Raw genomic sequence first — 24,807 nt, 5'->3', positions numbered from 1 at the left:
CGAACAATTACAAATTATAAGGGAATAATTTTCGCTTTTCAAACCTTTTTCCGAATAAAACGAACCAAAAACGTTTAATGTTCGTGTTTTGCTTTGTAAATATTATGAAAACTTATCGAAAACTTACTTGTATTGTGAAATGACAGAAATATGTTACACTTAAGCCACTACCATAAGAGAATGGAGCGAGTCTTTTGAAACCAAAAATCATCGCCATTGATTTAGATGGCACAACCTTAAATACTGAATCCCAACTTTCCCCTCGCACACGTGAGGTACTGGTTCGCGCCACCAAAGCGGGACACTTTGTTACCATCGCTACAGGAAGACCTTTTCGTATGAGCGATCAGTTCTATAAAGAATTGGCGCTCACAACACCAATGGTCAATTTTAACGGCGGGTTGGTCCATAAACCTCGACAAGTCTGGGCAAATGAAATGGAGCACTCGATCTCTCGAGAAATTGCGTTTGAGCTCATGGCGCAAAAAGAGCAGCTGGGGCTGACGTTTGTGGCAGCAGAAAATCGCGAAACCTTTTTCATTGACGACCTAAGCGGATTTGATCAGCACTTTTTCTTTTCGGGCAATGCTTCCGAAAAAAATCTATTAGCAAATTTAAAAACGGACCCCACTTCATTACTGGTGAAAACCGAAAATGAATTAGCAGAATCTGTTTCTTTACGTATCAAGGATCAATTCGACGATGCGGTCGATGTTCGAACATGGGGCGGACCTCAAGCTATCTTAGAGATCGTACCAAAAGGGGTCCATAAAGCACTTGGTCTTTCGGTGATCGCGGATTCTTTGTCTTTGGATCGACAAGATATCATCGCTTTTGGTGATGAACACAACGATTTGGAGATGCTAGATTATGCGGGCTGGGGCGTTGCCATGGCGAATGGCACGCAACAATTAAAATCGATCGCCAATGATGTTACCGACAAAACCAATGCGGAAGATGGCATGGTCGATTACTTGGAAAAATATTTAGGTCTATAAAAAAAGCCGATGCGGGATGTCCGCATCAGCTTTTTTTTTTGCTGCCATATTCAAATCAAAGTGTTTCATAAACGATTTCTTTGGCTTCTGGAATCGATTCATCAATAAAGAATACTTTATACCAGGTCAAGAACGTAAAGATCGTCCAGATTTTTCGCTGAAGATTCGGTTTTCCTTGGCGATGGTCTTCAAGCATTTGTAAAATTGCTGTTTGATCGAAGAAGGTTGCCGCAAAGTCTGACTCAAAAAGGCTCTTGACTGCTTCATACCCTGTTCCTTCTTTCAGCCATGCCTTGATAGGTACAGGAAAGCCGAGTTTTTCACGGTTTGCCCACTCTTTTGGCAAATGACGGTTTGACGCTTGTCGAAACACATCTTTGGTGTTGTTTTGATTGATCAAATATTTCGTCGGGATCGTTTGCGACAACTTCTGCATCTCGATATCCAATAAAGGAACACGTAATTCCAAGGAACTCGCCATGGACATTTTGTCTGCTTTTAACAAGATATCCTTCGGCATCCACTGATGAAGATCTAAATATTGCATCTTATTGACCTCGTCTTTGAGACCATTGACTTTCTCGTAATGAGGCGCAACGATTTCAGCAACAGAGGGTCCTTTTTGATACGTTGGTTTTAAAAGCTGCAATGCTTCCTCTTCTTCAAAGACCAGTGCTTGCCCGATAAAGAAGTCTTGGGCAGGTGCCGTGGCTTCATAAAGATGGATTCGACCATGGAAGTTTTTCATTTTGCCGATTTGACGTCCCAAACGAAAGCGGATGTTTTGTGGCAATTTTTTCAACCCTTGGGCAAAAACGCGCACCGCTTTAGAGTTTGTGTGGAAGCCATAAGCAGCATAACCGGCAAATAATTCATCTGCCCCTTCCCCTGATTGAACGACTCGCACTTGCTGTGCTGCCAGATTGGCTAAAAAGTACAAAGGGACACAGCTTGGGTTAGAATCTGGTTCGTCCAAGTGATACTGAATCAACGGGAATGCCTCAAAGGACATTTCACCATCGATGACCGCTGCTGTGTTGTTCAAACCAAGTTTTTCCGTCAATTTGCGGGCCTCGATCGCTTCGTTGTAGGTTTTGTCATCGAACCCGATTGAAAACGAGCGATCTGGTCGCAAGACAGAAGCTACGTAACTTGAATCGACACCACTGGATAAAAATGAGCCGACTTCAACATCACTGATTTGATGAGCGGCAATTGATTCCTGGACTGCTTGATCGATTTTGTCGACCCATTCTTCTCTTGAATGATTTTCTTTCACTGAAAAATCTGCATCCCAATACTGCTTGATCGTCAATCCCTGTTCATTAAACAAATAATAATGCCCTTCTTGCAAACGATGAACGCCTTTAAAGAAGGTTTCTCCGTTCAAAGGCGAGTATTGAAACGTCAAATAAGGTTTCAATGCCTCTTGGTTCAACTCTTTCTTGAAATCTGGATGTGGCAAAAAGCTCTTGATTTCAGAACCAAACATAAAACTGCCATTCATTTGCGCATAGTAATATGGTTTGATCCCAAAGTGATCCCGTGCGCCGAAAAGCTCTTGTTTTTGAGTATCCCAGATGGCAAAAGCAAACATTCCCCGCAGGCGCTGCAAAACATCAATGCCCCACTCCTCATAGCCATGTAAGACTACTTCGGTATCCGCATGGGTAGAAAAAACATGACCCGCTTGGATCAATTCTTCCCGCAACACTTGAAAATTATAGATTTCCCCATTAAAAATAATGACTTTTGTTCGATCCTCGTTAAAAATCGGTTGTGAGCCACCTTCTAAGTCGATGATCGATAAACGACGAAACCCTAACGCTACTTGGTCGTCGGTAAATTTTCCTGAACTGTTTGGTCCGCGATGAACGATCCGGTCCATCATGCGTTCAATAATGATTTCTTTTTGGTCTTTTGAATTGACAAAGCCGACAATTCCGCACATATTTTCACATCCGTTTTCATAATCCATTTTCATTTTTCTAAAGTAAATCATACCATAGAATTCAAGAGATACGATCTCTTTTTCAAAAAAATACAATCAATATATTTTTGCACAAAACATAATTTGGAGATAAACCTTATGATATCAAGGTTTCCAACCAACTCATACTCTCAATCTTACAAATTTGTTATCTAAGAAAATAGCTATCCTCAAAATTCTTAAGAAATTTTTTATGAATTCTATTTTTCTGAAAATATACAAAGATACTTTTCCCGAATTTACTGACTCCAGGAAACTTCTTTTGCTGCCATTCTCAGGCATTGATTTCTTGAAAAGGATCAGTCAGATTCGTTCGTTTGATAGTTTTATTGGACGAATGTGAAAAAAAGTGTTATTCTAACTATGGAATTTCGTTATCAACTAACCGTTGCCTTTCAATGACAAGTTTTAAGAAAGGAGAATGACTATGACATTCTATAACACAGATCTACAATATCGTGTAACTCTGGATACCAAATTGAATTTATTTATCGTTTTCGATAAAAAAGATGCGAATCATTTTGCGACTGGAATTACGATCGAGCAAGCTGTACAAGAATTGAAAAAAACTGCATAAGGAGTTTATCCAAATGAAGGATACCGATTCGTACTGAAAGCACCTCGCTAAGGAAAAAATTAGCTAGGTGCTTTCTTGTTTTTTGGCTCGCTTTTGTCTTTTGCAGTATCCGCTTCTTGCTTCTGTCCACTTTGCTTTTCATCTAGCTGTAAGATTTCATCAACAGATCCTTGCGTAATAAATTTGCTCAATCCCTGTGCCGCAACTTTTGTGTAACGCATAAAGTAATCTTTTTCTTGAAAATCTATCATCTTCCCTCCTACTGATACAACTGTACTTTCATTTCGTTTACTAGCGATTTTACCAGTAATTCTTGAGCGTCACTTCTTTAATACATATGAATGATCCATTAATAGCATACACGTTACATTTGTCAAATCATTCTTTTCCTCTATTCATGAAAAGACAAATCTGTTTTCTGATTCCAGACATAGTACTATTAACTTTAGGAAACTGTTTTATTAGGGGGGATGCTTATGGCTACATTTTTCGCTGGTTTGTTTTTTATCGGTTTGATCGGTTTCATTTTTGGCATTATCTTATTTTATATTGGGTTGATAACTCAAAAAAACAAACGAGATCGAAATGTTTTTCTCATTGTCGCTTCCGCCTTTATTGTCTTGTTTTCGTATGGTGGCTTGTCCTTCTACCAAGATGTGACGTCTTTCGATAGCATCACTGCCCAATTAAGCCTTTCTTTACGTAACGAAGCAAGGAAAAATGAATCCTTTGGCGATGCCACTGCTTCCATGGAACAACCACAAGGAGAACAAACAGCTGGCAACAACGAAGCAAGCAGCGCGCAACAAGAAGAACCCGCAAACAACGAGCAACATACACCTCAACTTTCTCGTGAAGAAAGAAATGCACTGAATCGTGCAGAAAGATACTTATCCAGCAATGCGTTTTCTCAGTCGAGCTTGAAACGTCAATTACTCTATGAAGATTTTTCTGAGAGCGCAGCAGACTTTGCCGTAGCCACCGTGGATGCCGATTGGAACGAGCAAGCTTTGAAAAAAGCAATTCGCTACTCGCAAAATTTATCCTTATCAGATGAGCGTGTGGCGAGCCAACTTTCTTTTGAAGGCTTTACTTCTGAACAAATTGAATACGCCTTAGCGCGTTTGCCCGATTGATTCTTTTCGTTTGTTGCAGGACCACAAGCAAAAAAGGGTTCGACGAATTAGTGTACATTTCTGTTGATTTCCAGATCGAGTCTAGGCTGAGGGTTTTTCAGATGGTCATCGATCAAGCTCGGCAGTCAGTTAGCTTCTGTGCCCATTTTTCTGCCCACAACAAACAAAAAAGCCTATCTCGAAAGATAGGCTAAACGCTCCAAAGCGTTGATATAAGGAGAGTACAGGATTTGAACCTGCGCGCCGGGATGAACCGGGTCGGCGGATTTCGAGTCCGCTGCATTACCACTCTGCCAACTCTCCATAACAGTTATTTTCGCTAGTTTTATTAAAAATGTCAAGAAAAATCTGCACCCAATAAGTAATGGGATGCAGATTTTTTGTTCTTTAATCGAAGATGTAGCTATCTTTCTTTTCGATTACGCCTTCAATAGTCTCGTTGATGATTTTGATGATCTGGTCATCGGTGGGTGTGATAATACCCGCCGACATTAAGGAAGCCAAACCAGTCACAACGATCCATGCGCCATTATGTAGTGCATTTACCGCATCTTCTGAAAGATCCGCATATTTTTCTTCTGATTTGATCAAGGATTTGAAATAGGTCGATGAAAAATCATGCATCAATTTCCCACCGCCATAGTCGTCGATAAAAAGGGCGATGTAGAGATTGTGCTGCTCTTGAGCGAAGCGTATATAATTCAGGCCTAAATCAACAAGTTTGTCTCCTGTTCGAACAACTGGAAAAACATTTTCCGATAAATCTTTGAAAACAGCCTCCACCAAGGTATTTTTTAAGTCCTGCATATTTTCGAACTCAAGATAAATCGGTTGAGTAGAAATTCCCATGTGCTTAGCGATATTCCGGGCCGTAAAATTGCCAAAACCTTCTCTATTGATCAGTTCATAAGCGGCCTTCAAAATGTGTTCTCTTGTATAGACCTTCCTTCGCATCAATAAATCCCCCTTTTTATATTTATTTAATTGTAACCGAGATATTCATTTTTTTAAAATAAAACACTCCATCCGTTATCTTATTTCTATTCACTTTGTTCATTAAAAACGAATGTTTACTAATTAAAAGAAGTACTTCTCCTTTCATTTATCACAAAAAATCCTACGCATTGACTGCTAGTTATTTTTCAAATCTACTTTTCTTCCTTGTTGAAAACTCGCTGAAATTGTACACTAAGAATGTAGTGCGCAAATTCGATTGAAAAAGGAGTTTGGAAATGGCTGAATCAAAAGAGCTATTATTGGAGACCTGTTTGTTGGCAGGAAAAATCATGATGGAAAACGGCTCGGAAGTCTATCGAGTGGAAGATACAATGAATCGAATTGCAGCAAATGCCGGAGAGCAAGGCAGCATTAGTTATGTAACAGCAACTGGACTTTTTATGGGCTTACGCAGTAGCCACTATGCACAAGTAGAAAATGTTCATGATCGAGTCATCAATCTCGAAAAAATTGTTGCCGTCAACGGATTGTCTCGTGCCTATGCTGAAAAAAAAATCTCGTTAGTGGAACTGCACGAGGCATTAAAAAAGGTCAATCCAACGACACCAAGTTTTCCTTATTGGCTGCAGGTGTTTAGTGCGGGCGTGGTCAGCAGTACTTTAATGATTATTTTCGGCGGTGCTTGGTTTGATTTTCTAGCAACGTTTGTCATTGGCTGTCTGGGATTTTTATGCGCCTATTGGGTCAAAAAAGTCATAGATATCCGCTTTTTGGATATGTTTTGCGCCTCTTTACTGATCGGTACTTTGTCTCTTCTAGCGGTCTCTCTTCATGTCGCACAAAACGTCGATAATTTGATTATCGGTGCCGTCATGCCCTTAGTTCCTGGTGTAGCGATCACCAATTCCTTTCGGGATATTTTGGCAGGCCATCTCATCAGTGGGACTGCTCGGGGAACTGAAGCTATTTTCACAGCTGCCGCGATCGGTGTTGGCATCGCCACGGTCTTCACCTTATTTGGAGGGATCTCATGACGATTTTTATTCACCTTTCCTTTAGCTTTTTAAGCACCGTGACCTTTGGTATCTTGACCAATATTCCTAAAAGAGCCTTAGTTGCAACAGGCATTGCTGGAACGGTTGGCTGGATGATCTATTGGTCATTGAAAACGATTGGCTACGGTCTAGGCAGCGCCAACTTCTTAGCCGCATTTGCCGTCGGTTGCGTCAGCATCTTTTTTTCCCGCAGAAAAAAAATGCCCATGATCATTTTTAACATTCCTAGCCTCGTTCCTCTCGTACCGGGTGGTCCTGCCTACAAAGCCGTTCGAGAATTCGCTTTGGGCGACAACTTTGTCGGCTTTGAAAATCTGATGATCGTTGTCATCACCGCTGGGGCGATCGCTGGAGGCTTCATGATGACAAGTGTGGTTGAAAAGATCGTTAATCGTTGGCAAATGAAGCGAACGAAAAAACATCCCTCAGATAAAAAAATCTCCTGAAACTATTGGTGCGCAGAAACTATAAATTTTTCTTATTTCAGACTTTAGTACAATGTTTTCTTTTCGGACTTCTTTTATAATAAAGGCATACCTTACAAAACTGTTTGACGTTTGTCATTTGTTTTACTGGATTTTTCTGGTCTCACCCCGTATAGTGGGATTATGAAACATAAAGGAGATGAAGTCCTGTGAGCATAGCAACTTCTCGTCGTATCATTAATACGATTTCTATTATTGGCTTAGGTTTATCTATCGCATTAACGATCTATTTTATCAATCTAGGTGTTTTCAAAGACATTAATGCACTGCGAGGTCTAGTTGGAAATTCCGTTATCTTAGGACCAATCGTCTTTATCCTTTTGCAGATCTTGCAAGTAGTGATCCCGATCATTCCCGGTGGTGTCTCCAGCGCTGCAGGTGTCTTGATTTTCGGTCCTTATCTAGGATTCGTTTATAACTATGTAGGAATCAGTATTGGTTCTGTCATTATTTTCCTGCTAGGCCGACGATACGGTAAACCATTCATTTTAAGTATGATCAGTGACAAAACTTACGATAAATATATTGGCTGGTTAGATAACCAAAGCCGATTTGAAAAACTTTTCGCCCTTGCAATCTTTCTACCAGTCGCCCCAGATGATGCCCTTTGTCTAATGGCTGGCTTGACCAACATGACAGTGAAGAAATTTACGTTGATTATTTTGTTGGCAAAACCTGCTTCAATTTTCTTGTACAGCATGGCTTTGATTTATGGTGGAACATTCTTAACTGGTTTGTTAGGCGGATAAGAAAAATAGGTAAGAAAAACGATCAATTCATTGAGCCGAACATGAAGGAGCTGCTTTTCATACAGGGATCTATACCTGTGGCGAATGTGCTTCTGAAACTGTTCGACTCTTTTTTTCCGCCTTTCTAGAATAAATAGGAACTAAAATACTTACTTTTGTTAGGATGACGACCATGAATTATTTAAAAAACAGCTTAGTCAACACTTGGGATTTTTTGAAAGACAGCAACGCCTACTTCCGTGATGTGTTACTGATGCACGGTGCTTTGTTGTTCTTAGTGATCCCAATCTTATCGGCTTCCACCAAGTTCGTCTTAAAACGTGGGGGCTTGCCTTACCTTTCTTTTGATAATATTGGCAGTATCTTTACCGACCACCCAGTCGTGCTGCTCTCATTAACACTGATTTTACTTTTGATTTTATTAGCCGTCTTTTTTGAGTTTACTTTTTTGCTGCTAAGTGTCTATTTTATTAAAAAGAAACAGCCGATCAGCTTGCGGCAATTGTTACGGATGACTGTTTTGCAGTTGCGTAAATTACGGCCGATGACCTTTTTATTTTTCCTGTTTTACTTCTTACTGATTTTACCGATCGGTGGGTTGAGTTTTAATTCTGATTTACTCGCAAAAATCAAAATTCCCGCATTTATCATGGATTTCATTTTTGCCAACCGTGTCTTGATCATCGGGGCAGTGCTGTTGGTTTATGTTTTGTTGATTTACTTGGGGATTCGCGTGATCTTTGCCTTGCCAGAAATGATATTACGTGATCTGCCCTTTCGAAAAGCGATCAAAGAAAGCCTCCAAGTAACAAAACGCCGTTTTTTTGCCATCGTTGGTCAATTTGTCTTTATCGGCGGCAGCATCTTGTTGATTTCGACACTGGGCTTCACTTTGCTGATTACCATTCAGGCGGTGATTGAAGTTGTTACACCGGACTATGCGTTGTATAGTGCTGTTTTTATTATGACTTTCTTGCAGTTTATCTTGTTACTGAATGTCATTTTATCGACGGTAGCCATTTTTTACATCATCGTTGATTTCATGGATGATGAAGGCTTTTTACCAGAGATTCCTTCATGGTTCCACCAAGAGCCATTGAGCCAGCGTCATTTCTTAGGTCTAAAAAGTTCGTTGTTTACCTTGGTAACGGTGCTTTTCGGTGTCGGTGTTAGTCTATATAATATGAACTATCTGACTTCAGCTGCTTCGATCCATCCGGTAACGATCTCCCATCGAGGGGTCAGCGACGGACAAGGGGTCCAAAATTCTCTTGAAGCACTACGCTTTACTAGCGAGAAGTACCAACCGGATTATGTTGAAATGGACGTCCAGCAAACCAGTGATGGTCATTTTATTGTCTATCATGATTTTTCTTACCGTCCGTTGACAGGTGGTCATGGCAAACCAGAGCAATTGCCTTTGAGTTACGCCGAATCACTGACAGTTTCGGAAAACAACCAGACAGCACGTATTCCAACCTTTGATGAATACTTGGCACTTGCCAACCAATTGGACCAAAAACTGCTGGTGGAGATCAAAACGCAGCGAAAAGATACCACGGAACTTGTAAAGGCCTTTTTAGCAAGATATCAAGAGGACCTCCTTGCAAATGGTCATATTATGCAAAGTCTCTCCTATACAGTTGTTGAGGAATTAAAGGCGCAGGCGCCTCAATTGATTTCAGGATACATCATGCCCTTCAATGTCGTGGGGCCACCACTGACCAGTGCTGATTTTCTGACGATGGAATACAGTACGATCAACCGCAACTTCATCGCTTCTGCCCGAACCGATGGCAAGGAAGTGTTCGTTTGGACCCCCAATGATGCGGATACTATCAGCCGGATGCGTTTTTACGGCGTGGACGGGATCATTACTGACCAGATGGGGATCTTAAATGAAGAGTTGAGTGTGACGGAAGAAGATATGACTTATTCAGACAAACTATTGAATTTTGTGATCGGCGTTGGCTGATCTCACACGAAGAAAAATGCTGCTCACGGTGTTCCGTTGAGCAGCATTTTTTGCTAGTTGGTTAGGCAACGTTCGTTTGCGTACAAATTTTATTGAAACTGACGATCATCCGACGATTACAAGCTTCTACTTGTGCTTGATCTTCTTCTTCATAACTTGAAACGACGATCAACGCCGTATTTACGTATAGTTTTTCCACCACACCAATCACAGGCTTGCTCGCCCCGACAGGTTGGCAGACATATTTTTCACCGATCGTAATATTCTCCATATCCTCACCTCAACCGTTTTCTTTCTTAAAGATATAATAACAAAAAAGCATCAAATTGAAAACGTTTTATTTCGATTCATCACGCATTTGTCACCAAGAAATGACAGTTTCGTTCGTTGAAACACACTGGTTTGTTCGTGCCACTTCTTAAAAAGCATTTTATACTAAAGGAAATCAAAAGGAGATGAGCAAAATGCCAATTATTCAAACCTGTATCTTTGGACTATTGTCTGCTGCGTTGCTTTGGGGATTAAAAGAAGACCGCTGATTTATTGGCCCAACGATCTAGTAGCACAACAAATACGAAAATAAAACAACGCCTTGAGCCAATCAGACTGGCTCAAGGCGTTTCTTTATCGAATTATAGACGTTCGTTCAATTCTTTTGCAAGATCTTCAAAACCTGGTTTGCCAAGTAAGGCGAACATGTTTTTCTTGTACGCTTCAACCCCTGGTTGGTCAAATGGGTTCACGCCATTTAAGTAGCCAGAGATACCCACAGCGATCTCAAAGAAGTACATGGTGTAACCTAACGTGTACGCATCCATTGTAGGAATTTTTACTAACAGATTTGGGACATCCCCATCTGTATGTGCAAGTAATGTTCCTTCAAAGGCTTTCGTATTAACAAAATCAACTTCTTTTCCTTCTAAGTAGCCAAGACCATCAAGATCTGCTTCTTGTGTAGGGATCGCAATTGATTTGCGTGGTTTTTCAACTTTAACAACTGTTTCAAAGATATTGCGACGGCCTTCTTGGATGTATTGACCAAGAGAATGCAAGTCTGTCGAGAAGTTTGCACTTGAAGGATAGATCCCTTTTTGGTCTTTTCCTTCAGACTCGCCGAATAATTGTTTCCACCATTCTGAGAAGTATTGCATGCCTGGTTCGTAGTTGATCAGCAATTCGGTTACTTTGCCTTTACGATAAAGGATGTTACGCATTGCTGCATATTGATACGCTTCATTTTTTTCAAGGTCGTCACTTGCGTAAGCATCGCTAGCATCTGCTGCCCCTTGCATCAAGGCATCGATATCCGCTCCGCTGGCAGCGATTGGTAATAAACCAACAGCAGTCAATACAGAGAAACGGCCGCCGACGTCATCTGGAATCACAAAGGTTTCCCAGTTTTCAGCATCTGCTTCAACTTTTACTGCACCTTTCGCTTTATCCGTTGTTGCGTAGATCCGTTTGTTGGCTTCTTCTTTGCCGTATTTTTCAATCAAACGTTCTTTGAAAACACGAAAAGCGATCGCTGGCTCAGTAGTTGTTCCTGATTTTGAGATCACATTCACAGAAAAGTCACGGTCACCGATGATTTCGATCAAATCTGCTAAGTATGTTGAAGAAATCGAATTACCTGCAAAAAAGATTTGTGGTGCTTTGCGTTCTTCATTTGGTAGCAAGTTAAAGAAAGAATGATTTAAGAAATCAATCGCTGCTTTCGCTCCTAAATAAGATCCGCCGATCCCGATCACGACTAATACTTCAGAATCAGATTGAATTTTTTCAGCCGCTTTTTTGATACGCGCAAATTCATCTTTGTCATAGTTTTTAGGAAGGTCGATCCAACCTAAAAAGTCGCTACCAGCACCTGTTCCTTCGCGTAATTGTTTGTCTGCTGCTGTAACTTGACTTTGCATGTAGCTCAATTCGTATTCGTTCACGAATGGTGCTACTTTCGAATAGTCAAACTTGATGTGTGACATGATTTGTCCTCCTTGAAAAAATAGTTTTTCATACACTACCTACTTTACGTTTTTTTTCAACTTTTTTCAAGTAATTCCTGATAGGTAGCCTGTTGGGTGATTTTAGACAAGTCCTTGAGCAAACATTGCTTTAGCAACTTTTTCAAAGCCTGCGACGTTCGCACCTAACATAAAATTATTTTTTTGATCGAAGGTTTCAGCAGTATCACGGCATGCTTCATAGATCGACTTCATGATATCGTCCAATTTGGCATCGACTTCAGCTTTTTCCCATTGCAGTCGTTGGGAGTTTTGACTCATTTCTAACGCAGAAACGGCTACGCCGCCAGCATTGGCTGCTTTTCCTGGGCAGTAGAAAATTCCTTCTTCAATAAAATATTCTGCTGCTTCTAATGAGCTAGGCATATTCGCGCCTTCAGAAACGACCCGGACACCATTGGCTTTTGCACGTTTGGCTTGTGAGAGATCAATCTCGTTTTGGGTCGCGCAAGGAAAGGCTAATTCCGCTGGTGTATCAAAATCCCAGACAGATGCCCCTTCATGATATTCGGCTGATGGACGTTCCTTGGCGTAAGCCGTCAACCGTTCACGCTTCACTTCTTTGATCTCTTTTAACAAGGCCAGATCAATGCCGTCTTTATCATAGATAAAACCAGAGGAATCAGAACACGTGACAGGGATCGCACCTAATTCTTGCAATTTCTCAATTGCATAAATCGCAACATTGCCGCTTCCAGAAACGATCGCTTTTTTGCCTGCAAAGGTTTCACCTAGGTCTGTCAATAAATGCTTAACGAAATAAACGGCGCCATAACCCGTTGCTTCTGTGCGGTTTTTACTGCCCCAGAAGTCTAATGGCTTACCAGTTAAAATACCAGCATCGTATTGTTTCAATCGTTTGTAGGCACCAAACAAATAGCCGATTTCTCGGCCTCCGACACCAATGTCGCCAGCAGGAACATCTAAGTCAGGTCCGATATGTTTTGACAGCTCCGTCATAAAGCTTTGGCAAAAACGCATCACTTCGGCATCGGATTTGCCTTTTGGATCAAAATCACTTCCGCCTTTGCCGCCGCCGATCGGCAGACCTGTCAAGCTGTTTTTGAAGATTTGCTCAAACGCCAAAAACTTCAAGATACTCAAGTTTACACTTGGGTGAAAACGCAAGCCGCCTTTGTAAGGCCCCATTGCCGAGTTGAATTGAATCCGATAGCCACGGTTTACTTGCCAGTTGCCTTGATCATCTTGCCACGGGACTCTGAATTGGATAAAACGTTCTGGTTCAGTTAAGAGTGCAAGGATATTTGATTCAATATATTCTGGATGCTCCTCTAAAAAGGGAACGATCGTAGGCAAAAATTCGTCAATTGCTTGAAGAAATTCCGGTTGGTGTTGGTCTTTCTCATGAATCTTCGCTTGAATTTCTTTCACGTAAGCTGAAGCTTTGGTCATAGTGCATTACCTCCTTTAAGATATTTTCTATTTTAAAGAAATTTTCTGAAATTGCACGCTTTTTTTTAGAATTGTCAGAATTTTTTATTATTCGAAAAAAATCGACCAATCCTTTCAGCACTCATAGCCGATGTGTTACAATCCCAAAGAGGTGAAAAGAATGGAAAAAACCTATGATGTCATTGTTGTTGGTGCAGGTACGAGCGGCATGATGGCTGCGATCACTGCTGCCAAACAAGGTGCGCGGGTGTTATTAATCGAAAAAAACAAAAAAATCGGCAAGAAATTATTGATGACTGGCGGCGGACGCTGCAATGTAACCAATAATCGGCCGGTAGATGATTTAGTTGCTCATATTCCAGGAAACGGCAAGTTTTTGTATAGCACGTTTTCTCAATTCAATAATTATGATGTAATGGCGTTTTTCGCAGACTTAGGTGTCGTCTTAAAAGAAGAAGACCACGGACGGATGTTCCCTGTGACGAACAAATCAAAAACCATCGTCGAAGCGTTGCTTCAAGCAATCAACGATCATCACGTCACCCTATTGACGAACACGGTCGTCACAAAGCTGATCCATGACGGCAGTCAAATTCGCGGCGTGCGAACCGAAACCGATGAGTTCTCTGCCCCTAGTGTGATTTTGACGACAGGTGGCCGCACCTATCCTTCCACGGGCGCAACGGGGGACGGCTATAAGATGGCAAAAAAAGTCGGCCATACCATTACGCCACTTTATCCAACCGAATCGCCGCTTGTTTCAGAAGACTCCTTTATTCAAGAGCGGACGTTGCAAGGCATTTCCTTGCAAGACATCACGTTGAGTGTCTTGGATCAAAAAGGAAAGCCCATCGTCGCCCATACCATGGATCTTTTGTTTACCCACTTTGGGTTATCTGGTCCAGCTGCTTTACGCTGTTCCTCTTTTGTGAACCAAGAATTGAAAAAGCAACAACCCGTGACGGTTGTTCTGGATTGTCTGCCAGCAAAATCCCATGAAGCCTTGACCCAGGAATTGATTCAGTCTGCGGCTTCGAAGAAACAATTGCCGAATGCTTTAGCTGGCTTTTTGCCTGAGCGCTTGATGACCTTCTTTTTGCAGCAGCTAGACCTGCATGAGCTGGTTGCTGAAAAAGCCTCACCAGAACAGTTGGCTGTGCTCGCTTCCTTGATCAAAGGCTTTTCAGTCACTATCGTTCGCACGTTCCCGTTAGAAAAGTCTTTCGTGACTGGTGGCGGGGTCCATCTGAAAGAAATCAATCCAAAAACCATGGAGAGCAAGAAAATCAACGGCTTGTATTTTGCTGGTGAATTATTGGATATCAATGGGTATACAGGTGGTTTCAACATTACAGCAGCGTTTTGTACTGGACATGTTTCAGGGAAAAACGCAGCAGAAACAGCTAGTTATTTCAGTTATTGATCGATGACCCAGGTGTTGGCAGCAATATCCTTGCCGTTGCTACCAACACCTGGGTCTCCTCTCTTTTTGCTTATTAGTTGGGTTTTTCTCAAAGTAGGCGTAGACTAAAGATAGCAAGATCGAGGGAGGTTTTTTTAATGAAACGAATTTCAAGAGGTAAATTTGAACGAATGCAAAAACTTTCAAATGAGGATGGTGTGATTGCCGCACTAGCGATCGACCAACGTGGTTCCATGAAAAAAATGATGAAGGCGGCAACTGGACCGGATGACTTTACGATGGAACACATTTATGAATTCAAGCAGTTGGTTTCCCAAGAATTGACCAAATATGTCAGCAGTATTTTGTTAGACGAGGAATATGGCTTCTTAGGGATCGAAGCAAAGAATCCCACCGCTGGCTTGATCCTTTCCTATGAAAAAACAGGGTATGATGTCAATACGCCGGGTCGTTTACCAGAAATTCTACCCAATGAATCGCTGCAGCGCTTAGTGAAAAAAGGGGCAGATGCTGCGAAAGTCTTGATTTATTATAATCCAGATGAACCGCAAGAGATTTTAGATACCAAACATGCGTTTTTAGAACGTTTAGGTACGGAGGCACAAGCGGCCGATATTCCGTTATTTGTAGAGCCAATCGTTTACGACGATGAGATCACAGATGACAAATCACCTGCTTTTGCCAAGATCAAACCGAGCAAGGTCATCCGAACCATTCAGGAACTGACGAAAGATCACTACCATATCGATATTTTGAAAGTCGAAGTACCGGTTCAGTTCGACTTAGTTGAAGGTTTCCAAAAAGAAGGCTTAGAGGCCGTCTATACGCAAGAAGAAGCTGCCAATTACTTCAAAGAAGCTAGTGACGCTGCGACGCGACCATTTATCTATTTGAGTGCGGGTGTCCCAGCGAATGTCTTTCGCGATGAATTGACCTTTGCTGGTCAACATGGTGCTAAATTCTCAGGAATCTTAGGTGGACGAGCAACTTGGCGCGATAGTGTGGAAATCTATGGGAAGCAAGGCGCCAAAGCATTACTGGAATGGCTGGACACCCAAGGGAAAGAAAATGTTGAAGAATTAAACGCCATTCTAAAACAATATGCCACTCCGTGGTTTGACTTTTATGGTGGTTTAGAAAATATTGAGGTTTTCGATATTGAAGTAATGGAATAAAATAGTACAAAATAATCCCCGTGAACGGCATTTCAAGATGGTTCACGGGGATTTTTTATTCGTGTTCAGGTGCCAACAAATCGGCAAAGACCGCCCTAGTCAATTGTTGCAACGCTTGTGGGGCAAGCCCCATCTGCAACCCGCGCTTTCCTGCAGAAACCACGATTTCTTCCAGTGTCTGCGCCTTATGATCAATATAAGTAGGAAAGAGCTTTTTCATCCCGATCGGCGAACAGCCGCCGCGAATATAGCCAGTCGTTTCTTCTAAATCTCTCAGATGCAGCATCTCTACTTTTTTGTTTCCACTGACTTTTGCTAACTTTTTCAGATCCACTTCTCTGTTTCCAGGAATCACAGCCACCAGCGGACCTGTTTTGTTGCCCACTGCCACCAGCGTTTTGTAGATGGCTTGCGGGCGTGCTAGTTGTGCAGCGACGGATTGCGCATCGAGATGATCTTCCGACCACTCATAGGTGTATTCGTTATAAGCGATTTTCTGTTGTTCTACTTGACGGATCGCATTGGTTTTTTGTTTCTTCTTCGCCATTTTATCCCTCTTTTGTTTTGGTTTCTTTTAAGAGAAGGCCTTGGCTGGTCTTACTCATTGAGTGAAAATTCTTGTAAGTAGTTGGTCATTCGTTCGATCGGTATTTGTCCAGGTGCTGAAGCACCTTGCAACGAAGCAAAAGTAAAGACCGAACCAGTCAATGCCCCACTAACCCGGCTGATTTTCCCCAGCTCCCCCATCGACATGATCGCCAACGGCAGTTGGTTGAAGCCACGCGCTTTAGTAATGATCCCCATCAAACGCAAAACATCTTGGACTTGCTTGGGCATCATCGCTAACTTACCAACATCGGCACCAAATTGATTCATTACGCCGATCTTTAAAATCAACACAGCATCTTCTGGCGTTTTCTCAAAATCATGATTGCTCAATATCAGCTTTACCTGTGCCTTTTTGATTTCTTGAATAAAGGCTCGACCTAAAAATTCAGCTTTCTCTAATTCGACATCGATCCAATCGATCAAGCCTGAATCAGCAGCAGCTAAACACAATTCTTTGTACTGGGTCAATGTGAACGCCCGCTCGCCCCCTTCTTCCAAGGTTCGAAAAGTGAAGAGCAGCTCTTTGTGCTTTAATGTCGTGCGAATATGTGATAACGCATCTAAGACCGCTTGCTGGTCTTCGACATGTTTGTAATGATCAACACGCCATTCGACGATCTGTGCCTCTGATTCCTCAGCAGCAATGGCTTGTTTCAAGATCTCTTCATTGGTTTTCCCAATCAATGGCACACAAATCAACGGTGTTTTCCCGTCTAACGTTACTGGTTTTGATCGGCTCATCTACTTCACTCCTTTTTCATTTGATAAAAGAATACTTTCAGATAGTTCCCTTCGGAAAAATGCTTATCTACCACAAAATCAGCTGGTAGACGATAACTTTGAATACATTCATAAGCAACGTGTGCTTTCTCTAAGGATGCTTCGATCATTTCTTGAAACTTCCTCGGTGAAAGATTGGCCGCATTCGTTGAGGCGATCAACAAGCCATCAGGCGCTAAAATCGCCAAACTATCAGTGACTAAGTCGCCATAATTTTTCGCAACCGAGAAGACCTTTTTCTTGTTGCGGGCAAAACTCGGCGGATCTAAAACGATCACATCAAAGCGCAAATCTTTTTTGCTGGCATAATTGAAGTAATTGAAAACATCCATGACATGGATACGCTGGGTATCTGGATCAATGCCGTTGACTGCAAATTGTTCGCGGGTCTTTTCTAGACTGCGTTTTGCCAAATCGACGCTCGTTGTTTGAGCAGCGCCACCGACAGCAGCAGCGACAGAAAACGCCCCCGTATAACTGAACATATTTAAAACCGTCTTGCCAGCTGCCAAGCCATCAACAAGTTGCCCACGAACTTCTTTTTGATCCAAAAAGATGCCCGTCATTAATCCTTCGTTCAAATACGTCGCATACGTGACGCCATTTTCCTTCACCAGTAAGGGTTCAGGTGCCGTTTTTCCATAGACCCATGCTGATTCAGGCAGATCAGACGTAAAGCGGATTTTTTCATATGCCCCTTTGATCTCGGGAAAGATTTGACGAAAAGCCGCCACGATCGCTTTTTTATGTTGATAAAGGGTGGCATTGTACCAAGAAAAAACGACATACTCGCCATACAAATCTACGGTAAGTCCCCCCAATTGATCCCCCTCGCCATTAAACAGACGAAAGGCATCTGTCAGGTCATCTTGATAGTAAGCACTGCGTTTACCTTTTGCTTTCGCAAAGCGTTGCGCAAAGAATGCTTGGTCGATCACTGTTTCTTCAAAGGATACGACCCATCCGATCCCTTTATTTTGTTCCCCAAGATAGCCGACACCTAAGAAATGGTTGGCCTGATCAATAAAGGTGACCCACTCCTTCGTCTCGATTGCTTGTTGAAGATCTTCTCTTTGGATCAACGGATTCTTTTTGCGAAGCTTCGCTGATCCTTGCTTCGTTAGTTTTATTTTCATGTTCATCTGCTCCATTCATTCTCCATTTTAGTATAGCAAAAAGCGACTGTATTGTCTGTATCCTTGAAAGTAAAGAAATACTTAATTCCGCGTCATGACAAGGAATTCATTTGACACGTCTTTCACAGCCTAGTAAAATGTACTGTGATGTAAAATCGTAATTTACCGGTTATACTGGAAAAAGAGAGGACGATTCCTTTGAAAAAAAATAAAGTATCCACCTTTGTGAATACAAGAATGGGCTTTTTTTTCCTATTAGCCCTATTATTTTGGCTAAAAAATATCTTTGCCTATATGGTGGACTTCCACCTAGGTATTGAAAGCAGCATTCAGTACTTCATCTTATTCATCAATCCGATCGCAACGACTTTGTTGCTGCTGTCGATCGCATTGTACGTAAGAAGAACCAAAGCAGCTTATATCACGATGCTTGTGATTTATTTCTTGATGACTCTGCTGTTGTTCTCCAATGTTTCGTACTATCGAGAATTCACTGACTTTATCACCATCAACACGATGCTTGGTGTTGGAAAAGTGGCAAGTGGTCTAGGAGAAAGCGCAATTCGCTTGTTCCGTCCCTACGATGTGTTGTACTTCATTGACTTTATCGTGCTGATTGCAGCCTTTTCAATGAAAAAAATCAAAATGGACACTCGTCCTGTGCGGGCACGGATGGCTTTTGCGATCTCAACCTTAGCTGTCATGGTCTTTTCTGCCAATCTTTTCTTAGCAGAAGCGGATCGTCCTGAACTGCTTACTCGAACGTTTTCTCGTGACTATTTAGTGAAATACCTTGGGATCAACGCCTTTACGGTTTATGATGGCGTGCAAACCTATCAAGCTTCGCAAGTACGTGCCGAAGCAAGTCCCAACGACATGAACGAAGTAGAAAGCTATGTCAGAGAACATTACGCGGAACCAAATGATGATCTGTTCGGTATCGCAAAAGGCAAGAACGTCATTTATATTCACTTAGAAAGTGTTCAGCAATTCTTGATCGATTATAAATTAAAAGATGAAGATGGTGTTGAACATGAAGTTATGCCATTTATCAATAGTTTGTATCATAGCGATAGCACCTTTAGTTTCGATAACTTCTTCCATCAAGTAAAAGCTGGGAAGACCAGTGATGCGGAAACGTTATTCGAAAATTCCTTGTTCGGATTGAATCAGGGGGCATTATTCACTCAACTGGGTGGGAAAAATACCTTTGAGGCAGCGCCAGATATTTTAGGTCAAACCCAAGGCTATACCAGTGCGGTTTTCCACGGAAATACGGGTACCTTCTGGAACCGAAATGAAACCTACAAACGGTTTGGCTATGATTATTTCTTCGACGCATCGTATTATGATGTCAATGATGAAAATTCATTCCAATACGGTTTACATGACAAACCGTTCTTTGAACAATCGGTACAATACTTAGAACGTCTGCAACAACCGTTCTATTCAAAATTCATTGCAGTTTCTAACCACTACCCATATTCTGAATTTACCAATGAAGAAGGTGGCTTCCCGCTAGCGAACACTTCTGATCAAACGATCAATGGGTATTTCGCAACCGCGAATTATTTAGATAAAGCCGTAGAAGAGTTCTTTAATTACTTGAAAGAAAGCGGCTTGTACGAAAACTCAGTCATCGTTTTATATGGTGACCATTACGGAATTTCCAATTCTCGGAACCGCAACTTAGCAGAATTGCTTGGAAAAACAAGTTCGACTTGGACAAACTTTGACAATGCTTCATTGCAACGTGTCCCTTATATGATCCATATTCCAGGACAATCAAACGGCGGCATCAATCATACGTATGGTGGCCAAGTTGATGCGTTGCCAACCCTCTTGCACTTACTCGGTGTAGATACATCGAACTATATTCAATTGGGACAAGATTTATTCTCTGATCAAAATGAACAACTGGTTGCCTTCCGCGATGGCGACTTTGTGACACCAGACTACACTTACTATAGCAGTACATTGTATGACAATCGTACCGGCATGCCGATCAACGATCCATCCGATGAACTGCAAGCGAAAGTCGATGAGTGGAAAGCCAAAGTTGACAAACAGCTGTCGGTTTCTGATCAGATCAACAATGGTGATCTCTTACGTTTCTATGCGAAGAGCGGTTTAGAAGAAGTCGATCCTTCGACCTATAATTACAAAGACGCCCTTCAGCAAATGATGGCTATCGAAAAGAATCTAGGCAGTGATTCAACCAGCGCCTTTTCTCAAAACGGCAATCAATCGACCGTCGATCTGTACCAAACAAAAACCTTCCAAGAATACCAGCAGATGACGGAACAAGATAGCGGAGAATAACCTATAAGTACTACAAGATCGATCCAGCAAGGCGGATGCTTTGCTGGATTTTTTTCGGCTGTTTTGTTCGTAAAAACCCGATTTTTTCTATTGCTTTTTTAGCTTCGATATTTTACTACAAGAACTTCATACTTTATTCAAACTCCCCTTTTATACTATGAAATAGGATGAGGTGAACTAGATGAAAACTATACATTTTGCGATTGCCAGCATATTTTATCATAAAAAAGCCATGGTGCTTTATACGCTTGTATCCTTCTTTGCCGTGATTGGCTTGATCGTGACCTTCGCCTTGATCTACTCAATGGATCAAGTGATCGCTCAAACCAGAGATCTCTTAACAACAGAAGATTTGCAAACGAAAGTAGCGGAAGAGATCCAACCAGTCACGACGATCTATCATCAACTGTTCTATTTGATTTTTAGCGCCTTTACACTGGTCTTTATCGGCTTTCAAGTTTATTACCAATTATCGAAACGCTCAGAATACACTGCCTGGTTAGCAAGTGGTGCCACCACCAGACAATGGGTGGCGATGCAGTTGCTTGAAATGCTCTTGCCGCTTTTAGCAGCTGCCGTGACCGCCTTTGTGTTATTGCTGCTCTTCCAGCCTTATTTCCAGCGAGAATTGCTTAGCGGGCATATCATCGCTCTTGATCGTGAGCGTGCTTCGGATCACTTTTGGGAGGCTGTTCAAAGTCTTCCTGGTCAAGAATTCGCCATTACGATCCCACAAAACAGTCAAATTCTGGTCCAAAATGTTGACTTGAACAGCACCACTTGGCTGGCTATTTTATTTGAGAGTACGCGCCACACACTTATCGTATTGCTTGCTGCTGTTACCAGCTTTACTGGTCTGATTGCTAGCGGACATAGTCTGTATTGGAGGAAAAAACAATGGAAAAACCAACTCAGCTAACGAAATCAATTGGTTTCTTTTATGTTGCGAAAGACAATGAAACAAAAACATCTGAATTAAGCTTGCTGCTTTCACAAAAAAAAGCAATCTTGATTCGCGCACAGTGGCCCTCCGTCCCCTTTTTATCGGTCATGGACAATGTATCTCTTGCAAATAAAAAAGGGGGCGATTTAGAGGAAGTGCTGCCTTATGTACAGCTTCCCTTATCGGCTTTGAAAAAAGATCGAACAGAGTTAACACCCTTTGAGGAGCTCAAAATTCAACTGCTCTTAGCTTTACTTTCAGAAAGAGAAACCCTTTTAATCGAAAATGTCTTGAGCACATTAACAACGAACGAGGTTCAAACCCTGTTGCCCTTGTGTCAAGAAATCGCCGAACAATTTGCTGTTGCCATCTATTTGATTCATGAAGACGAATGCTTTGCCCATACCCCTTATACTACTTATCTATAGTTTACATAGCCCCCAAACAAGAAGGCTTGCTTGCAAAAGCAGGTCTTTTTGTTTGGACTGCTGCCACTGAACCGCAAAAAAAATCGACCGGCTAAGAGAATTGCTGCCGGTCGATTGCTATTCTTCATTTAAGTCGATATCAGGAAAAGAGATTTTAAACGTCGTGCCTTTGCCAAGTTCACTTTCTACACTGATCTTTCCTTTGTGCAGGCGTACGAGCTGTTCAACAATCGATAGGCCCAAACCTGATTCACCAAATTGACGGTTTTTACGGGAAGGATCGACTTTGTAATAACGATCCCAAATATTCTTAACTTGTTCTTCAGACATGCCGATTCCCGTATCACTGATTTCGATGATCGTTTCCAAGTAGCCTTTTTCGATTCGAACCCGAATTTCTCCATCTTCCGTAAACTGGATCGCATTTTGTAAAATATTGACCATGATTTGGACGAAACGATCGTAGTCGGCATAGACGTCAATTGGCTCTGTTGTTTCTAAAATCAACACATCTTTGGCGATTTCTGCCTTGCTCTCAAGTTGCGTCAGCAGATTTTTAATGGTTTGCGTTGCATCGAATTTTTTGATGACCATCGAGATTTGATTGGTTCGGATTTTTTCGTAGTCAAGGTTTTCGTTGACTAATCGAATCAAGCGATTGGTTTCATTTTTCATCAAACGGATCGCATTGTCCTTTTGATTTTCAGGAATCGCGTTGTACTCTAACCCTTCCAATAAGCCATTGATGGTCGTCAAAGGCGTACGCATCTCATGCGAAGCGTCTGCCATAAATTGTCGACGACGTTCTTCTTGTCGTTCAATTTCCTCTTGCGACTCTTTTAAGGATTTCGTCATTAAATTAAAATCTTCGGCTAACTCATCAAATTCATCCCGATTATGCACTGGCAAGAAGATATCAAAATTGCCATTGGTGATCTCCTTGGTTGCTCGTTTCATGCGATTGATCCGCCTTACTTGGAACGTAGCAAATAGGTAACTGATCAATAAAGAAACGACGATCGAGATCAAACATACTTTAAACAAGTTTTGGTTAAAAGCACTGACAAGATTCAAGATGCTGCTTGCCGATTGTGAAACCACCATCACCCCGTAAAAATCCGTTCGATTGACAGAAAAAGGAATCAAAACATAGGAAGTCAGTTCTTTTTCCCCATATAGATTCGTGGGTGATGTCAGTTGCAGACGCGCCCCGTTTTCTAAGGATTGCCAGTCTTTTTCAGAAATTGGAAAATCCACCGCACGAGTCGTATCTAATGGATAAATGATGTCATCGGGGCTTTTAAAGAAAGCAAAAGAAATGTCTTGGTTGCTCAAAATATTTTCAGCCAAATGCAGAGAATATTGCAGATAGCCATCTCGCGTCATATTTTGCTGCAAATATTCTGAATCGCTGATTTGCGAAATCGTCGCGACCGACGAAGCATACCCCATTAACTGCTCATAATTTCGTTCTTGTAATGTTTGGCGCGTCATTTGTGTAAACGCAATACCAATCGTCATCAAAATCACGAAGATCACAACAAAAAACGCAATCAGCTGTTGATACAAGTAGCGCATTAAGCAGCACCTGCATCGTCAAATTTATACCCCACACCCCAGACGGTTTGAATGATCTGAGGTCCCACTTTTTCTATTTTTTGTCTGAGTTTTTTGATGTGCGCATCAACCGTCCGTTCATCACCAAAATATTGGTAATCCCAAACTAGTTCTAACAATTGCTCTCGTGAAAAGACTTGCCGCGGTTTTTTCGCTAACGTATAAAGCAAATCAAATTCCTTCGGCGTCAACCCATCGATGGGTTTGCCATTTAAATAGGCTTCCCGTGTTTTTGTGTTCATTTTGAAATGATCGGTCACAACATCAAAAGTTGCATCGGAAGCTTCAGGCGTTGTTTTTTCAACCAACTCACTGCGGCGGTGTAAGGCTTTGATCCGCGCGATCAAGGTCAGTGGACTAAAAGGTTTCGTCACATAGTCATCTGCCCCCATCTCCAACCCGATGACTTGATCGCTTTCTGAATCACGGGCCGTCAACATAATAATAGGTACTGTACTGGAGATTTTGCGAATTTCTCGCGCCACCATCATGCCATCCATGGAAGGAAGGTTCAAGTCAAGGGTGATCATGTCCCATTTGTCTGGTTCAGCAGCAAAGGCTTCCAGTCCTTCTTTGCCGTCGTACTTAAAAGCCGCTTCCCATCCTTCATTCAAGAAAAACATTTGCATCATTTCAGAAACAGATTCGTTGTCTTCAATCATTAATATATTCATTTTCTTCACCTCTATGTTCTTTATCAAATCGTTGCAGATTCTCTTCGATCAGGCCAAAGATCGGCACGATGAACCAAGGGATCGCGATCATTTCAACTAGGAAAAAATTGGTCCATTCTTGCCATTTCAAGACAAACCCAATGACCGCCATGATTCCGCCAAAAAGCAGAAAATAACGGGCGCATAGTTTCTGAGCATGCCGCCAGTTGCGTTCATTTTGTTTTGCTAAATAGGAACGGTAGCCATAAATAAGGTTCATTTTTTTTGATGGAAAAAGAAAAAAAGTGAGACCAATCAAGAAAAAAATGATACCAATTACTAAAAAAATCATCGTTTCACTCCATTCT

The 24,807-nt window shown here is 41.7% G+C and carries 24 protein-coding genes and 1 tRNA gene; 12 read left to right on the top strand and 13 right to left on the bottom strand.

All coding sequences use genetic code 11. From position 1 onward, the window contains the following. The first annotated feature begins 194 nt into the window (after positions 1-194). On the top strand, positions 195-998 hold the full coding sequence (locus A5883_RS03725) for a Cof-type HAD-IIB family hydrolase (protein WP_005229159.1): 804 nt from the start codon (positions 195-197) through the stop codon (positions 996-998). 55 nt (positions 999-1,053) lie between these two features. Here the strand turns inward: A5883_RS03725 and asnB are convergent, their stop codons facing one another. Next, positions 1,054-2,949, bottom strand: a complete 1,896-nt coding sequence (gene asnB / locus A5883_RS03720; RefSeq protein WP_010749664.1) for an asparagine synthase (glutamine-hydrolyzing) — start codon at positions 2,947-2,949, stop codon at positions 1,054-1,056. 466 nt (positions 2,950-3,415) lie between these two features. On the opposite strand from asnB, the gene A5883_RS19090 reads away from it, so the two are divergent. After that, the gene (locus tag A5883_RS19090) at positions 3,416-3,565 is read left to right on the top strand and encodes a hypothetical protein (protein ID WP_005229155.1); all 150 of its coding nucleotides are present in this window, start codon (positions 3,416-3,418) and stop codon (positions 3,563-3,565) included. Positions 3,566-3,624: 59 nt separating this feature from the next. Here A5883_RS19090 and A5883_RS03715 read toward each other — a convergent pair whose 3' ends face one another. Further along, on the bottom strand, positions 3,625-3,816 hold the full coding sequence (locus tag A5883_RS03715) for a hypothetical protein (protein WP_254907816.1): 192 nt from the start codon (positions 3,814-3,816) through the stop codon (positions 3,625-3,627). Between the two features lie 225 nt (positions 3,817-4,041). On the opposite strand from A5883_RS03715, the gene A5883_RS03710 reads away from it, so the two are divergent. Further along, positions 4,042-4,701, top strand: coding sequence for an Ltp family lipoprotein (locus A5883_RS03710; RefSeq protein WP_086338018.1), 660 nt, complete (start codon positions 4,042-4,044; stop codon positions 4,699-4,701). A 215-nt stretch (positions 4,702-4,916) separates the two neighbouring features. Here the strand turns inward: A5883_RS03710 and A5883_RS03705 are convergent. Further along, a tRNA-Ser gene (locus A5883_RS03705) sits at positions 4,917-5,004 on the bottom strand. 84 nt (positions 5,005-5,088) lie between these two features. Beyond that, positions 5,089-5,655 (bottom strand): TetR/AcrR family transcriptional regulator, encoded by a 567-nt coding sequence (locus A5883_RS03700; protein WP_010749693.1) that lies wholly within the window; start codon positions 5,653-5,655, stop codon positions 5,089-5,091. A 278-nt stretch (positions 5,656-5,933) separates the two neighbouring features. On the opposite strand from A5883_RS03700, the gene A5883_RS03695 reads away from it, so the two are divergent. The 4 genes from A5883_RS03695 to A5883_RS03680 all read left to right on the top strand — a co-directional run bounded on the left by A5883_RS03695 (position 5,934) and on the right by A5883_RS03680 (position 9,922). Further along, on the top strand, positions 5,934-6,692 hold the full coding sequence (locus A5883_RS03695) for a threonine/serine exporter family protein (protein ID WP_010749694.1): 759 nt from the start codon (positions 5,934-5,936) through the stop codon (positions 6,690-6,692). Continuing rightward, the gene (locus tag A5883_RS03690; RefSeq protein WP_016608602.1) at positions 6,689-7,159 is read left to right on the top strand and encodes a threonine/serine exporter family protein; all 471 of its coding nucleotides are present in this window, start codon (positions 6,689-6,691) and stop codon (positions 7,157-7,159) included. The genes A5883_RS03695 and A5883_RS03690 overlap by 4 nt, the downstream gene beginning before the upstream one ends. Before the next feature lie 188 nt (positions 7,160-7,347). Then, positions 7,348-7,947 (top strand): TVP38/TMEM64 family protein, encoded by a 600-nt coding sequence (locus A5883_RS03685; RefSeq protein ID WP_005229140.1) that lies wholly within the window; start codon positions 7,348-7,350, stop codon positions 7,945-7,947. 172 nt (positions 7,948-8,119) lie between these two features. Continuing rightward, positions 8,120-9,922, top strand: a complete 1,803-nt coding sequence (locus A5883_RS03680; protein WP_086338017.1) for a glycerophosphoryl diester phosphodiesterase membrane domain-containing protein — start codon at positions 8,120-8,122, stop codon at positions 9,920-9,922. Positions 9,923-9,983: 61 nt separating this feature from the next. Here the strand turns inward: A5883_RS03680 and A5883_RS03675 are convergent, their stop codons facing one another. The 3 genes from A5883_RS03675 to gdhA all read right to left on the bottom strand — a co-directional run bounded on the left by A5883_RS03675 (position 9,984) and on the right by gdhA (position 13,353). Further along, positions 9,984-10,193 carry a hypothetical protein gene (locus A5883_RS03675; protein ID WP_005229136.1) on the bottom strand — a complete coding sequence of 70 codons (210 nt, stop codon included), beginning with the start codon at positions 10,191-10,193 and terminating at the stop codon, positions 9,984-9,986. A 361-nt stretch (positions 10,194-10,554) separates the two neighbouring features. After that, positions 10,555-11,901 (bottom strand): glucose-6-phosphate isomerase, encoded by a 1,347-nt coding sequence (locus A5883_RS03670; RefSeq protein ID WP_005229134.1) that lies wholly within the window; start codon positions 11,899-11,901, stop codon positions 10,555-10,557. A 102-nt stretch (positions 11,902-12,003) separates the two neighbouring features. Then, positions 12,004-13,353 (bottom strand): NADP-specific glutamate dehydrogenase, encoded by a 1,350-nt coding sequence (gdhA, locus tag A5883_RS03665; RefSeq protein WP_010749697.1) that lies wholly within the window; start codon positions 13,351-13,353, stop codon positions 12,004-12,006. A 160-nt stretch (positions 13,354-13,513) separates the two neighbouring features. Here gdhA and A5883_RS03660 point away from each other — a divergent pair, with 160 nt between their 5' ends. Both A5883_RS03660 and A5883_RS03655 read left to right on the top strand, forming a co-directional pair. Then, positions 13,514-14,776 (top strand): NAD(P)/FAD-dependent oxidoreductase, encoded by a 1,263-nt coding sequence (locus A5883_RS03660; protein ID WP_086338016.1) that lies wholly within the window; start codon positions 13,514-13,516, stop codon positions 14,774-14,776. Positions 14,777-14,913: 137 nt separating this feature from the next. Continuing rightward, the gene (locus A5883_RS03655) at positions 14,914-15,951 is read left to right on the top strand and encodes a tagatose 1,6-diphosphate aldolase (protein WP_086338015.1); all 1,038 of its coding nucleotides are present in this window, start codon (positions 14,914-14,916) and stop codon (positions 15,949-15,951) included. 55 nt (positions 15,952-16,006) lie between these two features. On the opposite strand, the gene ybaK is transcribed toward A5883_RS03655, so the two are convergent. The 3 genes from ybaK to A5883_RS03640 are packed head-to-tail and all read right to left on the bottom strand — an operon-like array spanning position 16,007 to position 18,476. Continuing rightward, positions 16,007-16,498 carry a Cys-tRNA(Pro) deacylase gene (gene ybaK / locus A5883_RS03650; RefSeq protein WP_086338014.1) on the bottom strand — a complete coding sequence of 164 codons (492 nt, stop codon included), beginning with the start codon at positions 16,496-16,498 and terminating at the stop codon, positions 16,007-16,009. Between the two features lie 50 nt (positions 16,499-16,548). Next, positions 16,549-17,301, bottom strand: coding sequence for a type I 3-dehydroquinate dehydratase (aroD, locus tag A5883_RS03645; protein WP_005229128.1), 753 nt, complete (start codon positions 17,299-17,301; stop codon positions 16,549-16,551). Positions 17,302-17,306: 5 nt separating this feature from the next. Beyond that, positions 17,307-18,476, bottom strand: a complete 1,170-nt coding sequence (locus tag A5883_RS03640) for a class I SAM-dependent rRNA methyltransferase (RefSeq protein ID WP_176323945.1) — start codon at positions 18,474-18,476, stop codon at positions 17,307-17,309. Positions 18,477-18,713: 237 nt separating this feature from the next. Here A5883_RS03640 and A5883_RS03635 point away from each other — a divergent pair, with 237 nt between their 5' ends. The 3 genes from A5883_RS03635 to A5883_RS03625 all read left to right on the top strand — a co-directional run bounded on the left by A5883_RS03635 (position 18,714) and on the right by A5883_RS03625 (position 22,169). Further along, a complete protein-coding gene (locus A5883_RS03635; protein ID WP_086338711.1) occupies positions 18,714-20,798 on the top strand; it encodes an LTA synthase family protein in 2,085 nt (694 codons plus the stop codon). A 181-nt stretch (positions 20,799-20,979) separates the two neighbouring features. Further along, entirely contained in the window at positions 20,980-21,717 is a 738-nt protein-coding gene (locus A5883_RS03630) for a hypothetical protein (protein ID WP_081116483.1), read from the top strand. Then, on the top strand, positions 21,696-22,169 hold the full coding sequence (locus tag A5883_RS03625; RefSeq protein ID WP_005229123.1) for a hypothetical protein: 474 nt from the start codon (positions 21,696-21,698) through the stop codon (positions 22,167-22,169). Before A5883_RS03630 ends, A5883_RS03625 begins: the two co-directional genes overlap by 22 nt. 117 nt (positions 22,170-22,286) lie before the next feature. On the opposite strand, the gene A5883_RS03620 is transcribed toward A5883_RS03625, so the two are convergent. From A5883_RS03620 to A5883_RS03610, 3 genes are read right to left on the bottom strand one after another with little or no spacing between them, the layout of a single operon-like run. Then, complete coding sequence (locus A5883_RS03620; RefSeq protein ID WP_005229120.1) at positions 22,287-23,747, bottom strand: sensor histidine kinase; 1,461 nt, start codon at positions 23,745-23,747, stop codon at positions 22,287-22,289. Next, positions 23,747-24,460, bottom strand: a complete 714-nt coding sequence (locus A5883_RS03615) for a response regulator transcription factor (RefSeq protein WP_010749704.1) — start codon at positions 24,458-24,460, stop codon at positions 23,747-23,749. Before A5883_RS03615 ends, A5883_RS03620 begins: the two co-directional genes overlap by 1 nt. Continuing rightward, a complete protein-coding gene (locus A5883_RS03610; RefSeq protein ID WP_015510109.1) occupies positions 24,441-24,791 on the bottom strand; it encodes an SdpI family protein in 351 nt (116 codons plus the stop codon). The genes A5883_RS03615 and A5883_RS03610 overlap by 20 nt, the downstream gene beginning before the upstream one ends. Positions 24,792-24,807: the final 16 nt, after the last annotated feature.

This window comes from Enterococcus sp. 5B3_DIV0040 (assembly GCF_002140755.1).
Classification (GTDB): domain Bacteria; phylum Bacillota; class Bacilli; order Lactobacillales; family Enterococcaceae; genus Enterococcus_D; species Enterococcus_D casseliflavus.
This window is presented reverse-complemented; position numbering and strand designations above follow the sequence as displayed.